Annotated in this window: 22 protein-coding genes; 13 read left to right on the top strand and 9 right to left on the bottom strand. The window is 61.3% G+C overall.

Annotated elements, in window-relative coordinates; all coding sequences use genetic code 11:
- Window positions 1-19 precede the first annotated feature (19 nt).
- The 4 genes from C5J26_RS03495 to C5J26_RS03480 all read left to right on the top strand — a co-directional run bounded on the left by C5J26_RS03495 (window position 20) and on the right by C5J26_RS03480 (window position 2764).
- Window positions 20-784, top strand: a complete 765-nt coding sequence (locus C5J26_RS03495) for a hypothetical protein (protein ID WP_105400515.1) — start codon at window positions 20-22, stop codon at window positions 782-784.
- Between the two features lie 150 nt (window positions 785-934).
- A complete protein-coding gene (locus tag C5J26_RS03490) occupies window positions 935-1867 on the top strand; it encodes a ribose-phosphate pyrophosphokinase (RefSeq protein ID WP_007770305.1) in 933 nt (310 codons plus the stop codon).
- A gap of 63 nt (window positions 1868-1930) precedes the next feature.
- Entirely contained in the window at window positions 1931-2392 is a 462-nt protein-coding gene (locus C5J26_RS03485) for a hypothetical protein (RefSeq protein WP_105400514.1), read from the top strand.
- Between the two features lie 114 nt (window positions 2393-2506).
- Window positions 2507-2764, top strand: coding sequence for a hypothetical protein (locus C5J26_RS03480; RefSeq protein WP_037076303.1), 258 nt, complete (start codon window positions 2507-2509; stop codon window positions 2762-2764).
- A gap of 8 nt (window positions 2765-2772) precedes the next feature.
- Here C5J26_RS03480 and C5J26_RS03475 read toward each other — a convergent pair whose 3' ends face one another.
- Together C5J26_RS03475 and C5J26_RS03470 are read right to left on the bottom strand one after the other, a co-directional pair.
- Window positions 2773-4836 carry a bifunctional diguanylate cyclase/phosphodiesterase gene (locus C5J26_RS03475; RefSeq protein ID WP_105400513.1) on the bottom strand — a complete coding sequence of 688 codons (2064 nt, stop codon included), beginning with the start codon at window positions 4834-4836 and terminating at the stop codon, window positions 2773-2775.
- Window positions 4837-4974: 138 nt separating this feature from the next.
- A complete protein-coding gene (locus C5J26_RS03470) occupies window positions 4975-6420 on the bottom strand; it encodes a hypothetical protein (RefSeq protein ID WP_105400512.1) in 1446 nt (481 codons plus the stop codon).
- Between the two features lie 244 nt (window positions 6421-6664).
- On the opposite strand from C5J26_RS03470, the gene C5J26_RS03465 reads away from it, so the two are divergent.
- The 6 genes from C5J26_RS03465 (at window position 6665) to prmB (ending at window position 12969) form a co-directional block, all read left to right on the top strand.
- Window positions 6665-7270 (top strand): 50S ribosomal protein L25/general stress protein Ctc, encoded by a 606-nt coding sequence (locus C5J26_RS03465; protein WP_105400511.1) that lies wholly within the window; start codon window positions 6665-6667, stop codon window positions 7268-7270.
- 214 nt (window positions 7271-7484) lie between these two features.
- The gene (locus C5J26_RS03460; RefSeq protein WP_105400932.1) at window positions 7485-9863 is read left to right on the top strand and encodes an EAL domain-containing protein; all 2379 of its coding nucleotides are present in this window, start codon (window positions 7485-7487) and stop codon (window positions 9861-9863) included.
- Window positions 9864-9930: 67 nt separating this feature from the next.
- Complete coding sequence (locus C5J26_RS03455; protein WP_105400510.1) at window positions 9931-10656, top strand: ABC transporter substrate-binding protein; 726 nt, start codon at window positions 9931-9933, stop codon at window positions 10654-10656.
- Window positions 10657-10735: 79 nt separating this feature from the next.
- Complete coding sequence (pth, locus tag C5J26_RS03450) at window positions 10736-11464, top strand: aminoacyl-tRNA hydrolase (protein WP_105400931.1); 729 nt, start codon at window positions 10736-10738, stop codon at window positions 11462-11464.
- A 5-nt stretch (window positions 11465-11469) separates the two neighbouring features.
- The gene (locus C5J26_RS03445; RefSeq protein ID WP_105400509.1) at window positions 11470-11925 is read left to right on the top strand and encodes a GNAT family N-acetyltransferase; all 456 of its coding nucleotides are present in this window, start codon (window positions 11470-11472) and stop codon (window positions 11923-11925) included.
- Between the two features lie 84 nt (window positions 11926-12009).
- The gene (gene prmB, locus C5J26_RS03440; protein WP_105400508.1) at window positions 12010-12969 is read left to right on the top strand and encodes a 50S ribosomal protein L3 N(5)-glutamine methyltransferase; all 960 of its coding nucleotides are present in this window, start codon (window positions 12010-12012) and stop codon (window positions 12967-12969) included.
- Between the two features lies 1 nt (window position 12970).
- Here prmB and clpS read toward each other — a convergent pair whose 3' ends face one another.
- From clpS to C5J26_RS03425, 3 genes are all read right to left on the bottom strand, one after another.
- Window positions 12971-13279 carry an ATP-dependent Clp protease adapter ClpS gene (clpS, locus tag C5J26_RS03435; RefSeq protein WP_038588323.1) on the bottom strand — a complete coding sequence of 103 codons (309 nt, stop codon included), beginning with the start codon at window positions 13277-13279 and terminating at the stop codon, window positions 12971-12973.
- A gap of 101 nt (window positions 13280-13380) precedes the next feature.
- Window positions 13381-13782: a type II toxin-antitoxin system VapC family toxin gene (locus tag C5J26_RS03430; RefSeq protein WP_245437575.1), complete on the bottom strand. Its 402-nt coding sequence runs from the start codon at window positions 13780-13782 to the stop codon at window positions 13381-13383.
- Window positions 13779-14036 (bottom strand): AbrB/MazE/SpoVT family DNA-binding domain-containing protein, encoded by a 258-nt coding sequence (locus C5J26_RS03425; RefSeq protein WP_038588326.1) that lies wholly within the window; start codon window positions 14034-14036, stop codon window positions 13779-13781. Before C5J26_RS03425 ends, C5J26_RS03430 begins: the two co-directional genes overlap by 4 nt.
- A 137-nt stretch (window positions 14037-14173) precedes the next feature.
- Between C5J26_RS03425 and ychF the strand changes: the two genes are divergently transcribed.
- From ychF to C5J26_RS03410, 3 genes are read left to right on the top strand one after another with little or no spacing between them, the layout of a single operon-like run.
- Entirely contained in the window at window positions 14174-15277 is a 1104-nt protein-coding gene (gene ychF, locus C5J26_RS03420; protein ID WP_105400507.1) for a redox-regulated ATPase YchF, read from the top strand.
- Window positions 15278-15298: 21 nt separating this feature from the next.
- Window positions 15299-15769, top strand: coding sequence for a MaoC family dehydratase (locus C5J26_RS03415; RefSeq protein ID WP_046603850.1), 471 nt, complete (start codon window positions 15299-15301; stop codon window positions 15767-15769).
- Window positions 15766-16233, top strand: a complete 468-nt coding sequence (locus tag C5J26_RS03410) for a MaoC family dehydratase (protein WP_105400506.1) — start codon at window positions 15766-15768, stop codon at window positions 16231-16233. The genes C5J26_RS03415 and C5J26_RS03410 overlap by 4 nt, the downstream gene beginning before the upstream one ends.
- A 45-nt stretch (window positions 16234-16278) precedes the next feature.
- Here the strand turns inward: C5J26_RS03410 and C5J26_RS03405 are convergent, their stop codons facing one another.
- The 4 genes from C5J26_RS03405 to petA all read right to left on the bottom strand — a co-directional run bounded on the left by C5J26_RS03405 (window position 16279) and on the right by petA (window position 19698).
- Window positions 16279-16818 (bottom strand): adenine phosphoribosyltransferase, encoded by a 540-nt coding sequence (locus tag C5J26_RS03405; RefSeq protein ID WP_105400505.1) that lies wholly within the window; start codon window positions 16816-16818, stop codon window positions 16279-16281.
- 113 nt (window positions 16819-16931) lie between these two features.
- Window positions 16932-17807 (bottom strand): cytochrome c1, encoded by an 876-nt coding sequence (locus C5J26_RS03400; protein WP_105400504.1) that lies wholly within the window; start codon window positions 17805-17807, stop codon window positions 16932-16934.
- Between the two features lie 27 nt (window positions 17808-17834).
- Entirely contained in the window at window positions 17835-19106 is a 1272-nt protein-coding gene (locus tag C5J26_RS03395; protein ID WP_105400503.1) for a cytochrome b N-terminal domain-containing protein, read from the bottom strand.
- 13 nt (window positions 19107-19119) lie between these two features.
- Window positions 19120-19698 carry a ubiquinol-cytochrome c reductase iron-sulfur subunit gene (petA, locus tag C5J26_RS03390; protein WP_105400502.1) on the bottom strand — a complete coding sequence of 193 codons (579 nt, stop codon included), beginning with the start codon at window positions 19696-19698 and terminating at the stop codon, window positions 19120-19122.
- Between the last annotated feature and the right edge of the window lie 371 nt (window positions 19699-20069).

Here is a 20069-nt window from a genome sequence, read left to right as displayed (position 1 = left end):
TACGGCAGGGGAGACGGATATGCGGCTTTTCGGAACACTGCTGTCCGCTGCCCTGCTGGCGCTCGTGCTTACCTCCTGCAACACGACGGAAGCATTGACGCCGCAGGCGAATGTCGGCGGCGGCGCGAGGGCCTCCTCGCCGGTGACCCAGGCCGAAGCCGACCGCATGGCAAGCTCCGCGCAGCCGGAAACCTATAGCGGCGGCTATCGCTCAGGCCCCCAGAACACGCTCGAAGCCCAGGCGCGGGCGCTGGAATCCGGCAGCACCGTCTCGCCCTCCTCCTCCGGCGCGCCTCCGCAATGGGAGGGCCAGGGGAACCAAGGCCAGCAGCAAACCATGCAGCAGCCTCAAGCGCAGCAGCCCGCGCCCCAGCAGCAACAATCCGGTCAGCAGCAGAACGCCTCGCTGCCGCCCGCATCCGGTCCGACCGTCCGTTTCCTGCCGATCATCGGCGCTCCGGTCCAGGCCGTGACGCCGCTGTCCCGCCAGCTCGGCGCCCAGGCGCGCGCCAACGGGCTGACGATCCGGCCGTCGAGCGACAGCAGCACCGAGCACATCCTGAAAGGCTATTTCTCCGCCTTCTCCGACAGCGGTAAGGTCACCATCGTCTATGTCTGGGATATTCTCGACGGTTCCGGCGCGCGGCTGCACCGCATGCAGGGACAGGAAAGCGTGCCCGGCAGCGGCCAGGACCCCTGGACATCGGTCCCCGCTTCGACCATGGAGACCATCGCCGCCAAGACGATCCAGGACTATGTGGCCTGGCGCCAATCCCAGGGCTGAACGGTCCGGCCGGCCGATCCTGGACTGAACCTCAAAAGCCACGGGTCACAGTTTCTTCATAAAAAAGAGTGAGCGGGTGCGAAACGCACTTGCATTCGAAGGCCGCGGCGGTAAAAGGCCCGCATCCAGCTTCAAAACAGGCGGACCGCAATGAAGGTTTTCGCAGGCAATTCGAACCGGCATCTCGCCGACGCGATCTGCAGCTATCTTAATGTTCCAGTCGGAAAAGCCAGCGTAAGGCGATTTGCAGACCAGGAAATCTTCGTTGAAATTCAGGAAAACGTGCGTGGCGAAGATGTCTTCATCATCCAGTCCACGTCATTCCCGACCAACGACCACCTGATGGAACTGCTGATCATGATCGATGCGTTCCGGCGGTCCTCCGCCAAGCGCATCACCGCGGTCCTGCCCTATTTCGGCTACGCCCGCCAGGACCGCAAGGCCGGCCCGCGCACCCCGATCTCGGCAAAGCTCGTCGCCAACCTGATCACCGAGGCCGGCGCCGACCGCGTCCTGACGCTCGACCTGCATGCAGGGCAGATTCAGGGTTTTTTCGACATCCCCACTGACAATCTCTTCGCAGTGCCGGTGCTCGCCCGCGACGTCAAGGAACACTACGACCTCAACAACGTCATGGTTGTCTCGCCTGACGTCGGCGGTGTGGTTCGAGCGCGTGCGCTCGCCAAGCGCATCGACTGTCAGCTGGCGATCGTCGACAAGCGCCGCGAACGCGCCGGCGAGTCCGAGGTGATGAACGTCATCGGCGAGGTCGACGGCAAGGACTGCCTGCTGATCGACGATATCGTCGATTCCGGCGGTACTCTCTGTAACGCGGCCGAAGCGCTCCTGAAAAACGGCGCCACCAGCGTCACCGCCTACATCACCCACGGCGTGCTCTCCGGTGGCGCGGTTGCCCGCATCGCCGCTTCCAAGCTCAAGGAATTGGTGATCACCGACTCGATCCAGCCGACCACGGCCGTCCAGTCGGCGCACAACATCCGGGTTATCACCACCGCCAACCTGCTCGGCGAGGCGATCAACCGTACGGCAATGGAATCCTCCGTCTCCAGCCTGTTCGACTGACCTTCTTCTGCCACAAGTATTTGGATAGACTCGCCTCCGAACGCAAACTGAGGGTGAGTCGTGATGTCTTCCTTGATCGGCCTGTCGAAGAAACTGGCCATTTTCCTTCTGATCCCGTTGCTGTCGGCATGCGTCGATAGCAGTAGCCGGCCTGGCGGCTATTATCCGCCGGAACGGCCTCGTCCGGACTGGAACCGTCCCCAGAGACTTGATCGCCCGGATTGGGATCGCCCGGGAACTCCGGATCGCCCCGTCAGGCCGGACCGTCCCGACTGGGACCGCCCACAACGGCCCGACCGCCCGGACTGGAACCAACCCGGCAGGCCTGATCGTCCCGACCGACCGGATCGCCCGGACTGGAACCAGCCTGGCCGTCCCGGCAGGCCCGGAGAGCCTCGTTTCTGCACGCGAGAATACCGTCCCGTCTGCGGCCAGCAGGGTGGACGTACCCAGACTTTCCCGAACGCCTGCGAGGCGGCAAACGCCGGCTACAGCGTCGTCGCGTCCGGCGAGTGCCGCCGCTAGAGGGCCTGCCTGAAGTAACTGTAAATCACCGATGGAAAACGCCGGAACCTGGTTCCGGCGTTTTGCTTTGTGCCAAAGCTTCGGCTAGAAGGCCCCCCGAAGAAGGAGACAAGCATGGCCGCTCGCGACCGTTATTCCCGAAAGCTAGAATGCTCTCAATGCGGCAATGTCGGTTTCGCCGAGGTTTCCGAGACCGACGACAGGCGGCAGGGTAATCGCGATTTCCGCATCGATGAGCTGCCGAAAGGTTTTCTAACGGAATTCGCCTCGACCGATCCGCGCAAATACATGATCCGCTGCAGCCAGTGCGGCCACAAGTTCCGTTTCGAACAGAAGACGGTCTATGCCCCGGGTGGCGAACCCCGGCGCTGAGGCCGATGTCAGGCGACCTTGGTGGCCGCCGATCGGATTTCGCCGCCGGTTTCGCCATTGACGAGATGCTCGATCAGCGCCCTCGGGCCGGGCCTGCCAAAAAGGTATCCCTGCACCTGCATGCAGCCCTCCTTGCGCAGGAAGGCCATATGCGCCTCCGTCTCCACCCCTTCGGCAAGCACCGGTATTTGGAGGCTCGAGGCGAGGATGAGGGTCGAGCGGACGATCGCCGCCGACTGGGAATTGTCCGAGACCCCGTCCACGAAGGTGCGGTCGATCTTGATCTTGTCGAAGGGGAAGGACATCAGCGTCGAAAGCGACGAATAACCGGTGCCATAGTCGTCCATGGCGATCTTCACTCCGAGGCTCTTCAAGTGGCGCACGGTCTGCAGCGCCCGCTGATGATCGGCGATGATGCCGGACTCGGTGATCTCAAGCTCGAGCCTCTCCGCATCCAGCCCCGTCTCCTTGAGGATGTCGCGGACCTTGTTCGGGAATTGCGGATCGGCAAGCTGCTGGCCGGCGACGTTGACGGCGAAGCCGAACGGGTTTTTCCAGGTCGCCGCCTCCGCGCAGGCGCTCCGGAGCACCCATTCGCCAAGCTCGACGATGAAGCCGGTACGCTCGGCGATCGGGATGAATTCGTTGGGAGACACCAGTCCGCGAACGGGGTGGTTCCAGCGCAACAGAACCTCGAAACCGATGACCTCGCCGGAGAACGTATCGTTCTGAAGCTGGTAATAGAGCTCGAACTGGCCGGCAACGAGCCCGGAACGCATATCCATGGCAAGTGCATTGCGTTCGCGGGCCGCCTGGTCCATCGAAGAGTCATAGAAGCGGATGGCATTGTCGCCCGACTGCTTGGCGCGGTACATGGCGACATCCGCCTGGGCCACAAGATCGTCGACCGTCTTTGCGTCCCCCGGATAGAGCGCGATGCCGACGCTCGAACCGACGGTGAGCGTGTTGCCGTTCCATTCGACCGGCTTGCAGATTTCCGCAAGCAGCCGGCCGGCGAGCAGCATCGCGTCGGAGCGCCGGTAGTACATGTGTTTCAGCGCGACGAACTCGTCGCCACCGACACGGGCGATGAATTCGCCCTCACCTGCCGCCTCGGCAAGCCTGCCGCCGATCGCGCGCAGCACCTCATCGCCAGCGGCATGGCCATGGACGTCGTTGATTTCCTTGAAGCGGTTGAGATCGAGCGAGAGAACTGCGATACTGGCGGCCAAATCCGCCGGTCGCGCAGCGATCTCCGCAAGCTGCTCGTTGAACGCAGCGCGATTGGCAAGGCCGGTCAGAGCGTCGTGCAGGGAAAGGTGGCGATACTGCTCGACGGCAGCCTTGGTCACGCGGGCATCGATCAGATAGGTGGCTGCCGTCAGCGCCAGCAGGATCAGCATCAGCGACAGCACGGCGAACCCAAGCACCACCGGCGGGACGACCTCATTCGGCAGGACCGCACGCGGATCGAGAACGACCTCGATCGCCCCCATGGCGGTGAAATGGGTCGTGGCGATCGCAAGGATCATTGCCAGGACCGAACCGTACTTGCAGAACCGCGTCACCGGGTGCGCAACGCGATTGGTTACCAGAGCGCCGAGAACGGCGGCAAAGATGAGCGAGGCGACAACATAGGACTGGTTCCAGTCGATGACGCCCTGCACCTCGTAGGCGGCCATGCCCGTGTAATGCATCGCAGCGATACCGAGCCCTATGACGACGCCGCCGGCCTCCGCGAGCAGGGACCGGCCGCCATAGCTTGCAACACCGAAGCCGATCGTGGCGCTCGCCACCGCGATCATGAAAGACAGAAGCGTCTGGGTCGGGTCATATCCCGCCTGCCCGCCTCCGAGATAACCGAGCATCGCGAGGAAGTGCGTTGTCCAGGTGGTCGAACCGCCGATGAAGCCCGTCAGGAAAAGCCAAATGACCTTTTCGATCCCGCCGCCGCGCCGCGCTCTGGAAAAGAGCCGGATGGTCAGGAAGGATCCGATCACGCAGATCAATACCGCGCAGGCGACATAGCGAAGATCGTGCTCAACGAAGATGCAGGAGAAAACGCGAAACATGAATGCTTGATACTTTTCAACTGTTTTGATTGAGAAGTTCTAGCACCGAAACATGTTCGAAACGTTCCTTGGGATGGTAAATGCCGGCTGACTAGCAAACGTACAGCCGGCATAAGAAGGTGTGGGCGGGTCGTCAGATCACTGGATCGGCTGCCCGTTGACGCTGAAGTTCTTGCCGTCCTCGAACTTGATGTCCCAGCGCAGGCGGCCGTCCGGTTCAGTCTTCGCCATGCCCTTGGCCATCATCATCGCGAACGAAACCTGGTTGAATTCGGGGTCGCTCTTGGCGGCGGTCTGGAAATACTGGATCAGCTTGTCGATGTCGCGGGCAAGGATCGAGGTTTCGAGCGTGTAACGTTCCTTCTCGTCCGGATAGCCCTTGACCTTGCCGGAGGCTTCGACGTCGTAGAGAGCGGATTTCGCGGCAATCCGCGGGAAATCGAGGGTCAGCTGTCCCTCATCGAGGAAGGCCTTGCCCAAACGCTCGCCCTCCGAATCCGGCAACGGGTCGGGCTTCGAAAAATCGATTTCCATGAAGGTGTCGATGAAGCGCTGGAAGTTGAGATCCGCGATCCCGAATTCCATTTCCGCCATGTCCGGCACCAACTGGGCATAGAGCGGGGGAATGATGCCGTCCGGCGTCGAGATGGTCTCGATGCGGGCACCGAAGCCGATCCGGGTTGCCTCGGCGGGCTCGCTCATCGTGAACGTATAGTCGAGCTTGTTAACGCCGAAATCGCCGAGCGGACTTGCCACGGTGAACTGGTTGAAGCTGATCCTTTCGGAAAGCGCCGTGAAGAACGGCATCGCTCCACGGATGAGATCCTTGAGCTTGGTGATCTCGGCCTGCGACGGCTTTTCGTCCTTGACCAGTTCCAGCATGAACGCGACGAGCGCGCGGATCTTCTCGGCCATCACACCCTGGACGCCGACATCGAAATCGAGGCTTTCGGCGCGGATCTGTATCGGCGGGGTTTCCGGCGTCGCAATCCGTTCGTAGAAGCGCAGGAACGAGCCCTTGCCGGTGAAATCTGTGCCGCCGGGTGCCGCACTCGCCGTGGACGCCAGTGAATAGTTCATGCCGGCAAAGCTCGCCTCGACCTCTTCAGAGCCGCTCTTGGAGACCATGCGGATCGGGCCGGACGTCGCCTCGCCCGATCGCAGATAGCTGATCGCCGGGTCGAAAATGCCGGAAAACACCATATCGGTGACGGAGTAGTTGAGGTTCGTCGGCTTGCCGTCGGGCATCTTGCCCTGCACGGTGAAATTCATGTCGCTGTCGCTGTTGAATTTCCACTGGCCATTGTCGAGGGGTGCGGCGAAAACCGAAAACGGCTTCAGGCCGGAGATCTTGAAATTCTTCTTGTTGATGGATTTCAGAAGCTTGGCGAAATCGTAGCTGATCTCGTATCGCTCGCCGGCCGGCTTCACCGTCAGGAAGCCCGTGGTCTTGACCGTATCCGGCAGGAAGTGGATGAGGCTTTCCTTGAGGGTGCGGGCCCCCTTGTCGTTGATCTCAGCCGCCGCAACTGGGTATACGCAGGACGCAGCCATTACGCTGGCCGCGATCAAAGTCCGTTTCATGAATCAAGCCCTTCCCTCGTTCAACGGGCACAAAATGGAAGTCGGGCCGCCGAAGTCAAGCGCAAGTCCTTTGTTTTCAGGCCGAAAAGCTTGCACATCCCTGCTCATTGTATTATAGCGCGCCGGTCCGCGTAGACACCCTTGGAGGCAACGCGGATGAAGCGCATCGGATGATGCCCTTCAGTTTGACGCGAGCCGACAACGCTTGCGAAAAACTCTCCAAACAACCTCGAAAGGATATGCCATGAGCCACGCATCTTACGAGCTCAAGGCCGAGGCGCGCGAACGGGTAGGTAAGGGGTCCTCCCGTGAACTTCGCCGCAACGGTTTCATTCCTGCTGTCATCTATGGTGACAAGCAGTCCCCCCTCGCGATCGCTCTGTCGACCAACGAAGTGACGAAGCGCATCCATGCCGGCGGTTTCATGACCACGGTTGCCACGATCGACGTCAACGGCGAGAAGATCCAGGTCCTCCCGAAGGACTATCAGCTCGATCCGGTCCGCGACTTCACCATGCACGTGGATTTTCTGCGCGTCTCGGGCAACACGGAAGTTTCCGTTGAAGTTCCGGTTCACTTCGTCAACGAAGAGAAGTCCCCGGGCATCAAGGTCGGCGGCGTTCTCAACATCGTCCGTCACGCAGTCGAGCTGCTTTGCCCGGCCAACGACATTCCGGAATTCCTGACCGTCGACCTGACGGGCGCGAAGATCGGCGACAGCCTCCACATCTCCGCCGTCAAGCTGCCGGCTGGCGTACGTCCGGTCATTTCCGACCGCGACTTCACCATCGCGACGATCGTCGCCCCGGCTGCAGGCGTTACCGAGGAAGAACCGGCTTCTGCTGAATAACCAGGCCGAAATTCTTGAAATGGGACCCGCTTTCGCAAGAAAGCGGGTTTTTTATTGTCCACCGAATACAGTTTAGTAACGCTGCTTCCGTAATTCGTTCGAATCTTGGCATTGTCGTTTCAGTGAAGTTTAATGAATAGGTGAAACGATGCACGCTACTTCAGCATGACGGGGAAAGTCCGGCGGCAGCCAGACGATGAATGCGGGGAAGACGGTGACTCATTCCGTTGAGAGTCGTTTTATTGCGATCATTTCAGGCGCCCTCCTGGTCGTCGTCGCACCGCTGTTCACGTTGTTCCTGGCGCTTTCCTCCCAGCAGGCCGCCAAGAACCTCAGCGAACATGTCAATGTCGTGCTGGTGACCAATTCCCAGGCTCTCGGCAAGCCGCTCTGGGATCTCGACACCGACAGCATCCACCAGGTCGCCTCGATGCTGATCGCCGATCCCGCCATCAACGGCGTGCAGATCAGCGACAATACGGGCAAGCTGAATATTTCCGAAGTCGACGTCAATCCGGCCGATTTCCGCGGCCTTGAGGCGATCTCCGAGCCCATCTTCTACAAGTCGCAGCAGGGGACCCGCAGTGTCGGCAGCATTACCGTCTACGTGCCGAAGCTCGGCTGGTTCTCCGCCCTGCACCAGATGGAAATGGCCTTCATCTCCATCTTCATCATCACCATCCTGACGGTCTTCGGCGCGGCGATCCTCGGCAATCGCGTCATGGTCATCAAGCCGCTGATGCGGTTGACCGCTGCGATCGAGGCAACCCGCAGGCTCGGTTCGCGCCATCATGTCGACTGGCGTTCGAACGACGAAATGGGGCGGCTGGCGAAGAGCTTCAACGAAATGCAGACGCTGCTGGAGCGCGAGGAACGCGAACTGAAGCGCGCTCATCAGCAGACCACGGAAATCTACAACCTGACGCCGGCCATGCTGTTTTCGCTGACCCGAGGCGACCAGATCGCCGCGGTCAGCGATTATTGGCTTCTCGCGACCGGCTATCGCCGCGAGGACGTGATCGGCCATCCCTTTTCCGAACTCGTGGCCCCTGCTGACCGCCAGATTTATGCAAGGCGCAAGCAGCAGGCAAAACCGAGCGGCCCGGCGATCGAAGTCACGGTCCGGTTCCTCTGCGCCGACAGCCGCCTGATGGACGTGCTGATCGTCGAGACCGAGCTTGGCACTGCCGGCGGCAACATTCCCGGCTCGCTGAGCGTCATGACGGATGTCACGGAACTCAGGCAATCGGAACTGCGCAATCGTCAGCAGGCCATCTCCGACCACCTGACAGGACTCCTGAACCGCCAGGGTTTCGAGGCGACGCTCGACCAGAAGATCGCCGAGGCCGACAGGGCGCGCACCGAGGTCGCCTGCCTGTTCGTCGATCTCGACCGCTTCAAGGCGATCAACGACAATCTCGGCCATGCAGCCGGCGACGCCGTGCTCTGCCAGTTCGTCGAGCGGACGAAGCCGATGCTCAACGACGGCGATACCGCCTCCCGTCTCGGCGGCGACGAATTCGCCATCCTGATTACCGGGGACGGTGCCGAGCGCCGCGCGAACGAACTCAGCCAGAAGATCGTCGACATGTTCGAGGTTCCCTTCAGGATCCAGGGCACCGGCGTGCGGTTGAGCGCCAGTATCGGCCTCGCCTTCTATCCGAGCCATGCCGCCAGCGCCGCCGAACTGCTGCAGAAGTCGGACATGGCCATGTATGCCCGCAAACGCGACGGCAAGAACGGCGCGCAGGTCTACGATCCCGCCATTCTCGACCAGACGCGGGAACGGGCCGAAATCGAGAGCGACATCGAGGTTGCGATCGCCGCAAGCTGGTTTGAGGCGCATTTCCAGCCGATCGTCGACATCGAGACCGGCGTTCCGTCGGGCTTCGAAGCGCTGATGCGGATGCGCCATCCCCGCAAGGGCCTGCTGTCGCCGGCCGGCATCATCAGCGTTGCCGAAGAGACCGGCTCGATCAGCCAGATCGGCAACCTCATTCTGGAAGACGCGATGGCGAACCTCGCCCGCGTCTCGCGCCTGCCCGGCATGGGCGAGACCTATGTCGCGGTCAACTTCTCGCCGCTGCAATTCGAGCCCGGCCTGCCGGCACGCCTTGCCGGCCTGCTCGGCCGCTACGGCATCGATCCGTCGCGCCTGGTGGTGGAAATCACCGAAGCCGTGCTGATGCACGACAACCCGGAAATCCGCACCATTCTCAACGAACTCCATCTCTTCGGCTGCCGCATCGCGCTCGACGACTTCGGCACCGGCTATTCGTCGCTGAGCTATATGAGCCGTTTCCCGGTCGATATCGTCAAGATCGACCAGTCCTTCATCCATTCGCTCACCGAACAGACGGGCGACATAGGCAGTAAGAACAGGATGCTCGTCGAAGGCATCAGTGCTATTTCTCACAAGATGAACTGCAAGGTCGTCGCTGAAGGCGTCGAGACGGAAGAACAGCGCTTATTGCTGCAGCAAATGGGCATCGACTACGCCCAAGGCTATCTCTTCTCGAAGCCCCGCGAAATTTCCGAACTGCTCTCGGCCCTATCCACCCGGCAGGCCGAAATCGAGTCCATGGCGAGCTGACACGTTCTCACCTCCGGACCAGATGCTGGGTCAGAAATGACAACATATGCGTTTGGAAGGGGGACAGATGAAAATCGCAGCGCCGCTTCTTGCCAGCCTCAGCCTCGCGTGTGGCGCCCATGCCCAGCAGGCCATCGTCTTTTCGACCGAGTCCTACCCGCCCTTCAGCTACCAGGAGCCCGGCGGCAACTACCGCGGCGTCGGCATCGACCAGGTAAGCATCATCATGCAGGATGCGGGCACGCCTTACACGCTGGAGATCATGCCCTGGGCCCGGGCCATCGCCATGGCCGAGACGCAGTCCATGCACTGCGTCTTCGCCGCCGCCCGCACACCGGAACGCGAACCGCGTTTCAAATGGGTTGTGCCTCTTTTCGTCGACCGCAGCATTCTCGTGCGCCATGCGGGTTCGAAGGTCACGGCGACCACCCTGGAGGAAGCCAGGCAGTACACGGTCGGCACCCATCGCGCCGACTATACCGAGGGGCTTCTGAAGAGCTCCGGTTTCCCGAAGATCGATCTCAGCGCCGACGTCGATACGACGCTCCGAAAACTGCTGCAGGACCGTATCGACATGATGCCCATGTCGGAAGGCGTCTATCAAAAGCTGAAGGCGGACGGGACGCCGATCGAAAAAGTCATCCTGTTCACCGAACAGCATCTCGGCATTGCGTGCAATCCGGATGTGCCCGACGAACTGATCGCCAGGATGCAGGCAGGTCTCGACCGCCTCATCAAGGACGGCATCCAGGCTGTAATTCTGAAGCGCTACGGCATCGGCGAGCCTCAATAGAGGCTCAGGCGTTGAAACCGGTTGACTTTGGCGGCGTTTCGCGGTGGTGAAAAGCCAACAGTCAAGGATGGACGTCTCCATGCTCATCATCGCCGGCCTCGGCAATCCCGGTTCCCAATATGCGGGCAACCGACACAATATCGGCTTCATGGCCGTGGACGAGATCCAGCGCCGTCCCGGCTTTTCGCCCTGGTCGAAGAAGTTCAAGTCACTGATCTCGGAAGGCGAGCTTGCCGGCGAAAAAGTGCTGCTGATCAAGCCGCAAACCTTCATGAACCTCTCCGGCGAAGCGGTCGGCGAGGCGATGCGTTTCTACAAGCTCGGTCCGGAAAACATCATTGCCATCTACGACGAACTCGATCTGCCTGCGGCCAAGGCCCGCATCAAGACCGGCGGCGGCAATGGCGGCCACAATGGCGTGAAGTCGCTCGACGCCCATTGCGGCCGGGAATATCGCAGGCTTCGCCTCGGTATCGGCCATCCGGGCGCCAAGGAACTGGTGCACAATCATGTGCTCGGCGATTTCGCCAAGGCCGACCAGACCTGGCTGTCCCCTCTTCTCGACGCGCTCGCCGACAATGCTGAGATGCTGGTGAAGGCCGAGGATTCTCAGCTGATGAACAAGCTGGCGCTCGCCGTCGGCGCCAAGCCTGACGAGGACAAGCCGAAACCGGAAAAGAAGCCCGTCGCTAAGCCGGCCGGGCAATCGCATATCCACCAGGCCCGCAGCGGCGGCAAGCCGAACCTTCCGACATCAGGCCCGATGGCCGAGATGCTCAAGAAGATGTTCGGCGGCAAGGGCGAATAGTGTCGATGCCCCCTGCCGGCTTCGTCATTCGCCCGGCCCGCGGCGACGATCTTGCCGACCTCATCGAACTCTATCACCACCTGAACCACGATCCGGATCCGGACCCGGAACCGGCACTGGCCCGGGAGCGTTTCGCAGCAATTCTCGCCCAGCCCGGTATGACGGTCTTGATCGGCTTCGCAGACGGGCGCGCGGCGGCCACGGTGACGCTGATCGTCGTTCCGAACCTCACCCGCAAGGGCGCGCCCTATGCGCTGATTGAAAACGTCGTCACCCATGCGGACCACCGCAAGCGCGGTTATGCCGGCGCCCTCATCCGCATGGCCATCGATCAAGCCTGGAATGGCGGCTGCTACAAGGTCATGCTCCTGACCGGCTCGACGGACCCGGCAACGCTGCGCTTCTACGAAGGCTGCGGTTTTCTTCAAAACAAGACCGGCTTCCAAATCCGCCGCGCTTAAACAGCCCGTATCGGTGAGGGTTAAAGGGGTGGCGCGCCGCTTTCGGAGCGGCTATGGGAGGCCGATCGAAAACGGAAGCGCGACATGAACCAGGCCCCGAACATGCCCCCGAAAATGGATGACATCACCGGCGAACTTGTCACCCTTCGTGATTACTGGCGTTACGCCATCTCCCGGTTCAGCGCCGCAAACCTCAGCTACGGCCACGGCACGACGACGGCCAGCGACGACGCCGCTTTCCTGGTCCTCGACTCACTCGACCTGCCGATCGACACGCTCGATCCGTTTCTCGACGCGCGCCTGCTGCCGGCCGAACGGCGGCTGCTGGCCGAGCGGATCGACGCCCGCGTGACGACCCGCAAACCCACATCCTACCTGACCGGCCACGCCTATATCCAGGGCGTCCGCTTCCTGGTCGACGAACGGGTCATCGTCCCCCGTTCCCATATCGGCGAAATCCTGTTCAGCGAATATCTCGGAGAAAACGGTTCGTCCTTTCTGCCCGATCCGCTGGGCGTCGAAAGCGCCGTCGACATCTGCACCGGCTCCGGCTGCCTTGCCATCCTCGCCGCGAAATTCTTCCCGAACGCCGCGGTCGATGCCGTGGACCTCTCGGCCGATGCACTCGAAGTGGCAAAGCTGAACGTTGCCGAGCATAGCGTCGAAGATCAGGTCACGCTTTTGAACGGCGACCTCTTCACGCCGCTCGGAAGCAAAAAATACGACCTGATCATCACCAACCCGCCCTATGTCGACCACGAGGCGATGGACGGTTTTCCGGAAGAGTTCCGCTCCGAACCGGCCATGGCCTTCGACGGCGGCGTCGACGGCCTCGACCTCGTCCGCCGGCTGCTGGCGGAAGCGCCGACGCATCTCAATCCGGAGGGCGGCATGATCTGCGAAATCGGCTCGGGCCGCGAAATCCTCGAAGAGGAATTCCCCGACCTCGACTTCCTGTGGCTGGAAACGGCGGAATCGCAGGATGCGGTGTTCTGGATCAGCGCCGAAGCGCTCGGGGTGAAGGCAGGGAAAAAGAGGAAGTAACCTATTCCTCGGGCTCGGTGATGAACATCAGCGGAAAACCGGCCTCCTTGGCGAGGTCGACCGCTTCCTTCGCCTTGGTCTCGGCAATGTCCTTGGTACAGACGACGACAACCGCCAGCCCCATCCGGTGCGCGGTCAGCATCACCCGGTAGCCGGTTTCCTCGCTCATCCGGAACACGGCTTTCAACACCATCGTCACGAATTCGCGCGGCGTGTAGTCGTCGTTGACGAGCAGAACCTTGTAGAGCTTCGGCCGCTCCAGCTTGGTCTTGGTTTTCGTCTTCGGTTTTAGGGTGGTATCTTCGCTCATGGCGTCTCGCCTCCTGATGACGGCGTCCGACACTAGGCATTTCGGCTTATATCGCACCGCAACCGGAATTTTTCAAGCAGCTGATCAGTGGGGAATGCGGGTCAATCGGCGTCGAGTAGCAGGCATTCGCGACCCTGTGCACGCACGATTGAAGCCGCCCGCTTGTCGAAGGTAACGAATGTGTCGCCGCCGAGCCTACGTCCCTCGAAATCGATTACACCATCTGCGAAGTCGCCTCCCGCTTCCAGGAAAGTGAGACCGGCTTCGACCGCCCCACGATCAAGCGCTGCGGTCTTGACGCTCATCCACGTCCGGATTGCTACGGCAAGGTCGCTCTGGCTTTTTTTGTAGAGCCGACGAAGAACCCACACCATTTCGCATAGGGTCTGGTTTGAAATGGTCACCTCGTTCGAAGCCAAAAGAGCCTGGGCCCTGGGGCTCTCGACTTCATGGTCGAAGATCATTGCCCTCAAAAGGATATTGGTATCGACGATCAGGCTCATTGCTCGGCCTCACCGGCGTAGCTTGCCGCAATCGCCTCGTTGATCTCGTCGATCGAATAGCTTTTGCCGGTCGTATTCTTGAACATTCCGAAGACGCTTTCGATCGGGAGTTTGCCGGCAATCGGATGGATCATGGCCTGCCGCTTCGGTTGGAGATCGACATCGATCTCATCGCCAGGCTTGATGCCAAGATGATCAAGAACTTCCTTTTTCAAGGTAACCTGTCCTTTCGCTGTGACTTTCAATCTAACCATGGCCATTCTCCATCGACTTAAAGTAAGGGAAATATGCCTTACGCGCAAGGATCGCCTGACAGCCAAGCCTTGACCGCCCGAGCACTTTCCCCCATAGCCACAGCAACGAAATTTCTTCAGATACAGGGTCCGGACCCATGGGTTTCAAATGCGGTATCGTGGGCCTGCCGAATGTCGGCAAGTCTACTCTCTTCAATGCGCTCACCAAGACGGCTGCCGCCCAGGCGGCCAACTATCCTTTCTGCACGATCGAGCCGAACACCGGCGAAGTGGCGGTTCCCGATCCGCGCATGCAGAAACTGGCGGCGATCGCCGGCTCCAAGGAAATCATCCCGACCCGCATTTCCTTCGTCGATATCGCCGGCCTCGTGCGCGGCGCATCGAAGGGTGAAGGCCTCGGCAACAAGTTCCTCGCCAATATCCGCGAAGTGGATGCAGTGGTGCATGTCCTGCGCTGCTTCGAGGATGACGACATCACCCATGTCGAGGGGCGCATCAATCCTGTCGGCGACGCCGATACGATCGAGACAGAGCTGATGCTCGCCGACCTCGAGAGCCTGGAGCGCCGCGTCGAGCAGACCCGCAAGCGCGCCGCCAGCAAGGACAAGGATTCCGTGGCGCAACTGCCGGTCATGGACGCGGTTATCAAGCTCCTGAACGACGGCAAGCCGGCACGCCTGCTTTTGAAGACGCTGGCGCCCGAAGAGATCGAGATCCTGAAGGGCCTCAACCTTCTGACCTCGCACCCGGTTCTCTATGTCTGCAACGTCGCGGAAGCGGATGCCTCGACCGGCAACGAGCACACAAAAGCCGTTGCCGCCATGGCCAAGGAACAGGGCGCCGAATGCGTGGTCATCTCGGCCGCGATCGAATCCGAAGTGGCCCAGCTTCCGGAGGAAGAGTCCAAGGAGTTCCTGTCAGCCCTCGGGCTTGAGGAAGCCGGCCTCGACCGGCTGATCCGCGCCGGTTACCACCTGCTCGACCTGATCACCTATTTCACCGTCGGCCCCAAGGAGACCCGCGCCTGGACGATCGTGCGCGGCACCAAGGCACCGGCAGCCGCCGGCGTCATCCATACCGACTTCGAGCGCGGCTTCATCCGTGCCTTCACCATCGCCTTTGACGACTACATCGCCTTCAAGGGCGAAGTCGGCGCCAAGGAAGCCGGCAAGGGCCGCGACGAAGGCAAGGAATATGTCGTCCAGGACGGCGACGTGATCCACTTCCGCTTCAACACCTGAGACCGTGGGCGGGAGGGCCACATGACGGAAGCCGCGTATTATTTCGAGGATTTTTCGGTGGGGCGGGTTTTCCCGCTGGCATCCAAGCTGGTGACGGCGGACGAGATGGTCGAATTCGCCGCCGAGTTCGATCCGCAGCCCATGCATCTCGACGAGGCAGCCGGCAGGGCGAGCATTCTCGGCGGCCTGTCGGCCTCGGGCTGGCATACGGCGAGCATGTTCATGCGCATGATGTTCGACGGCTGGCTGTCCAGTTCCTCGTCGGAGGGATCGCCGGGCATCGAGTTCATGGAATGGAAAAGGCCGGTTCTGGCCGGCGACACGTTGTCCGGCCGCTCGACCGTGCTCGAATCCCGCTCGCTTCGCTCACGCCCCGGCATCGGCATCGTCAAGTTCCTGCACGAAGTGGAGAACCAGCGCGGGGAGATCGTCATGCGCGGCGAGAACCCGATCATGATGCGGCTGCGCGACGCCCGGGAGGATGCTGCATGAGACTGATCGAACTTTCTCCGCCCGGCCAGAAAGTCATCACCGGCACGCTTCTCTTCACCGCCGAGGACATCGTCCGCTACGCGAAGAAATTCGACCCCCAGCCCTTCCATGTGGATGCCGAAGCGGCGAAGAACTATGTGTTCGGCGCTCTCTGCGCCTCCGGCTGGCACACCTGCGCCGGCTGGATGAAGACCTATATCGCCTACTGGAAAACCGAGGTGGCGCGGCTCGAAAGCGAGGGCATCACGGCCCCGAAGCTCGGGCCTTCGGCCGGCTTCAGGAAGCTGCAATGGCTGAAACCGGTCTATGCCGGCGACAGCGTCACCTATTCCGTCGCGCTGACCGAGAGCCGCTCGCTCGTCTCGCGTCCCGGCACCTGGATCAACATGACCGTCTGTGACGGCGTGAACCAGCATGGCGAGGTGGTGATGCGCTACGAAGGCACCGTGCTGGAGTTCGCTTGAAGCTCCCGTGCCCCCCTCGCCCGGCCCGCCTTCGTGGCCGGGACTTCAATGACCTGAAAATTCGACCAGCGTTCTGACTTCCACGCCGAGCGCTTCGAGCTTCCTGCGGCCGCCGAGATCCGGCAGGTCGATGACGAAGCAGGCCGAGACGATCTCGGCGCCAAGCTGACGCAGCAGCTTTACCGCACCTTCCGCGGTGCCGCCTGTCGCAATCAGGTCGTCGGTGAGGATCACCTTCTCGCCGGCCTTCACCGCATCCACATGGATCTCCATCTCGTCGGTGCCGTATTCGAGACTGTAGGCCATTCGCACGGTCTGGTGTGGCAGCTTGCCCTTCTTGCGGATCGGCACGAAACCGGCCCTCAGCTGGTGCGCCAGCGCGCCGCCGAGAATGAAGCCGCGTGCCTCGATGCCGGCGATCTTGTCGACGCCCAGGCCCGCATAGGGCGCCACCAGTTCATCCACCGCCTGCCTGAAGGCAACGGCGTCGCCGAGCAGCGTGGTGATGTCGCGGAAGATAATGCCCGGTTTCGGATAATCCGGGATGGAACGGATAGCGGCGGAGAGAGCGTTTTTGGAAGACATGTGACCCACATATTTGGCGGCAGGAAGGGAGACCGAGCCTAGCAACTGATGGCTCCCCTCCCAACAAAAAAGGCGACCCGCAGGCCGCCTTTTCGCAATCACGAGGTAAAACCTCAGTGTTCCTTGCTGGCATAGACCGACTTCTTGGTCAGGTAGATCAGGCCCGTGAAGATCACCAGGAAGATCATCACCATGAAACCGGTGCGCTTGCGATCTTCGAGATGAGGCTCGGCAGCCCACATCAGGAAGGCCGAGACATCCTTGGCATACTGATCGACCGTCTGCGGCGCGCCGTCGTCATAGGTCACCTGGTCGGCGCTGAGCGGCGGAGCCATGGCGAGCGCGGCGGCGCCGGCGAAATACGGATTGTAATGGGTGCCCGGAGCAACCTCGACGCCGGCCGGCGGCTGCTCGTAGCCGGTCAGCAGCGAATGGATGTAATCCGGTCCGCCTTCCTGGTACTGGGTGAATATGTCGATGACGAACTGCGGAAAGCCGCGGGTCACGCCGCGGGCCTTGGCGATCAGCGACATGTCCGGCGGTGCTGCGCCGTTGTTGGCGGCAGCGGCAGCCTGGGTGTTCGGGAAGGGCGACGGGAACTGGTCGGACGGAACGGCGGTGCGCTCGAACATTTCGCCTTCGTCGTTCGGGCCGTCCTGAACCTTGTAGTTGGCGGCGAAAGCCTTCACCTGGGCTTCCGAATAACCGAGGTCTTCCAAGGTGCGGAAGGAGACCAGACGCATCGAGTGGCAGGCGGAACAGACTTCCGTATAGACCTTCAGGCCGCGCTGGAGCTGGCCCTTGTCGTAATGGCCAAACGGACCCGCGAAACTCCAGTCGGTTTCCTTGGGATGGTGGATCGGAAAATGCGGCGTCTCCGCATGTTCTGCGGCCGGGGCCGCAGCGTGATTTTCCTGCGCCACGGCCGAGGCAATGCCCATTCCCGCCAGGAAGGCCAGCGAGACGAGGCTTGTAACAAGCTTGTTCATAATTCTAATCCCTCTCGGTCGCAGGCGTCAGGCGCGGGCTTCGGCGGATTTGCCGTTCTTTTTCTCAAGAACCGCTTCCGTGATGGAGTTCGGAATGCGCCTCGGCGTTTCGAACAGGCCGAGAAGCGGCATGATCACCAGGAAGAAGCCGAAGTAATACAGCGTGCCGATCTGCGACAGTGCTGTGAAGATGCCTTCCGCGGGCTGGGAACCGAGCCAGCCGAGCATGATCGCATTGGCGACGAACAGCCAGAAGAACAGCTTGTACCAGGGACGATAGACGGCGGAGCGGACCTTCGACGTGTCGAGCCAGGGCAGGAAGAACAGGATGAGGATCGAACCGAACATCACCAGAACGCCGCCAAGCTTGGAGTCGATGAAGAGGACGTTGAAGGTGATCGCGCGCAGCATGGCGTAGAACGGCAGGTAGTACCATTCCGGAACGATGTGAGCGGGGGTCTTCAAGGCGTCGGCCGGGATGTAGTTGTCCGGGTGGCCGAGGTAGTTCGGCATGTAGAAGATGAACCAGGCATAGACGATCAGGAAGACGGAGACGCCGAGCGCATCCTTCATCGTCGCATAGGGCGTGAAGGCGACGGTGTCGGTCTTGGTCTTCACCTCGACGCCGGTCGGGTTGGTCTGGCCGGTGACGTGCAGGGCCCAGATGTGCAGGACGACGACGCCGGCGATCATGAAGGGCAGCAGGTAGTGCAGCGAGAAGAAGCGGTTCAGCGTCGGCTGGTCGACGGCAAAGCCGCCGAGCAGGAACTGCTGGATCCATTCACCGACCAATGGGAAAGCCGAGAAGAAGCCGGTGATGACGGTCGCGCCCCAGAAGGACATCTGACCCCAGGGCAGAACGTAGCCCATGAAGCCGGTGGCCATCATCAGGAGGTAGATCACCACGCCGAGGATCCAGAGGATTTCGCGGGGTGCCTTGTAGGAGCCGTAATAAAGGCCACGGGCGATATGCAGGTAGACGGCGACGAAGAAGAACGAGGCGCCGTTGGCATGCATGTAGCGCAGCAGCCAGCCATGGTTCACGTCGCGCATGATCTTTTCGACCGAGTCGAAGGCGATGCCGGTCGAAGCGGTGTAATGCATGGCCAGCACCACGCCGGTGATGATCTGCACGATCAGCATGACCGACAGCATGGCGCCGAACGTGTAGGCATAGTTCAGATTGCGGGGAACGGGGTAGGAGACGAAGCTGTCATGGATCATGCGCGGCAGCGGAAGCCGCGAATCGATCCACTTTTCGATGCCGGTCGATGGCTGGTATGTGGAATGACCGCTCATAAATATTATCCCCTCACCCGATCCTGATCACTGTGTCGGACGCAAATGCAAAAGTCGGAATAGCGAGGTTCTCCGGCGCCGGGCCCTTACGAATACGGCCCGCCGTATCATAGTGAGAGCCGTGGCACGGACAGAACCATCCGCCGAAATCGCCGGACTGGCCGAGCGGAACGCAGCCGAGATGGGTGCAGGAACCGATCATCACGATCCAGTTCTCCTTGCCTTGGCCGGCAGAACGATCGATATCGCTTGCCTGCGCGTCGGCCGGCAGATTGGCGTTGCGGGCGACAGGATCCTTGAGATCCGCCAGCGCCACGGCATTCGCCTCTTCCACTTCCTTCGGCGTGCGGTTGCGAATGAAGACAGGCTTGCCACGCCACTTGACGGTCAGCGACATGCCCGGCTGGAGAGCCCCGACATTCACTTCGATGGACGCGAGCGCCAGTGTCGAGGCGTCCGGGCGCATCTGGTCGATGAAAGGCCAGGCAACCGAGACAGCGCCGACAGCGCCGGCCATGCCGGTGGTCAGGTAAAGGAAATCACGGCGAGTGGGCTCGCCCGGTATTTCGCTATGTGTGTCGTGCTCGCTCACGGCTCAATCATCCTTCTCACGCAATTCGCGGAAACCGCTCTGCCCCCGTCCGGGCGAATCTCAGTTGAACACAATTCGACCATAGATTCCCCAGCAATCCGGCGCGTTCTATGCTTGATCGCAAAATATGTCCAGCCTTGGCAAGGGGTGCCGGCCAGTTTGTCGCCGGAAAACCCGGAGGGTTCCGGACCAGCGTGACAGGCAGAGCACAGGCCTGAGAAACAAGGCCTGCAACGGCCTGTTGGGCCCAGAAAAATCAGGCGTTTTTCAAGCGAAACAGCGGGGATGGCGCACTTCCGTTAACTCCCCTGCCGGGCACCGCATTGCAACAAATCGGGCCTCATGTTAGGCCAAGTCCACGACAGAAGGCG

This window comes from Neorhizobium sp. T7_12, from assembly GCF_002968535.1.
Classification (GTDB): Bacteria; Pseudomonadota; Alphaproteobacteria; order Rhizobiales; family Rhizobiaceae; genus Neorhizobium; species Neorhizobium tomejilense.
The sequence above is the reverse complement of the archived record's forward strand: the minus strand, read 5'-3'. Positions and strand labels throughout refer to the sequence as shown.

Excerpts from the sequence above, each read along its gene's own strand:
- C5J26_RS03470 (WP_105400512.1), bottom strand. The coding sequence starts at position 6,420 with ATGAAACGGACTTTGATCGCGGCCAGCGTAATGGCTGCGTCCTGCGTA.
- C5J26_RS03480 (WP_037076303.1), top strand. The coding sequence starts at position 2,507 with ATGGCCGCTCGCGACCGTTATTCCCGAAAGCTAGAATGCTCTCAATGC.
- pth (WP_105400931.1), top strand. The coding sequence starts at position 10,736 with ATGCTCATCATCGCCGGCCTCGGCAATCCCGGTTCCCAATATGCGGGC.
- C5J26_RS03425 (WP_038588326.1), bottom strand. The coding sequence starts at position 14,036 with ATGGTTAGATTGAAAGTCACAGCGAAAGGACAGGTTACCTTGAAAAAG.
- C5J26_RS03475 (WP_105400513.1), bottom strand. The coding sequence starts at position 4,836 with ATGTTTCGCGTTTTCTCCTGCATCTTCGTTGAGCACGATCTTCGCTAT.
- C5J26_RS03465 (WP_105400511.1), top strand. The coding sequence starts at position 6,665 with ATGAGCCACGCATCTTACGAGCTCAAGGCCGAGGCGCGCGAACGGGTA.
- C5J26_RS03415 (WP_046603850.1), top strand. The coding sequence starts at position 15,299 with ATGACGGAAGCCGCGTATTATTTCGAGGATTTTTCGGTGGGGCGGGTT.
- C5J26_RS03495 (WP_105400515.1), top strand. The coding sequence starts at position 20 with ATGCGGCTTTTCGGAACACTGCTGTCCGCTGCCCTGCTGGCGCTCGTG.
- clpS (WP_038588323.1), bottom strand. The coding sequence starts at position 13,279 with ATGAGCGAAGATACCACCCTAAAACCGAAGACGAAAACCAAGACCAAG.
- C5J26_RS03445 (WP_105400509.1), top strand. The coding sequence starts at position 11,470 with ATGCCCCCTGCCGGCTTCGTCATTCGCCCGGCCCGCGGCGACGATCTT.
- C5J26_RS03490 (WP_007770305.1), top strand. The coding sequence starts at position 935 with ATGAAGGTTTTCGCAGGCAATTCGAACCGGCATCTCGCCGACGCGATC.
- C5J26_RS03485 (WP_105400514.1), top strand. The coding sequence starts at position 1,931 with ATGTCTTCCTTGATCGGCCTGTCGAAGAAACTGGCCATTTTCCTTCTG.
- C5J26_RS03430 (WP_245437575.1), bottom strand. The coding sequence starts at position 13,782 with ATGAGCCTGATCGTCGATACCAATATCCTTTTGAGGGCAATGATCTTC.
- ychF (WP_105400507.1), top strand. The coding sequence starts at position 14,174 with ATGGGTTTCAAATGCGGTATCGTGGGCCTGCCGAATGTCGGCAAGTCT.
- C5J26_RS03400 (WP_105400504.1), bottom strand. The coding sequence starts at position 17,807 with ATGAACAAGCTTGTTACAAGCCTCGTCTCGCTGGCCTTCCTGGCGGGA.
- C5J26_RS03395 (WP_105400503.1), bottom strand. The coding sequence starts at position 19,106 with ATGAGCGGTCATTCCACATACCAGCCATCGACCGGCATCGAAAAGTGG.
- C5J26_RS03410 (WP_105400506.1), top strand. The coding sequence starts at position 15,766 with ATGAGACTGATCGAACTTTCTCCGCCCGGCCAGAAAGTCATCACCGGC.
- C5J26_RS03455 (WP_105400510.1), top strand. The coding sequence starts at position 9,931 with ATGAAAATCGCAGCGCCGCTTCTTGCCAGCCTCAGCCTCGCGTGTGGC.
- prmB (WP_105400508.1), top strand. The coding sequence starts at position 12,010 with ATGAACCAGGCCCCGAACATGCCCCCGAAAATGGATGACATCACCGGC.
- C5J26_RS03405 (WP_105400505.1), bottom strand. The coding sequence starts at position 16,818 with ATGTCTTCCAAAAACGCTCTCTCCGCCGCTATCCGTTCCATCCCGGAT.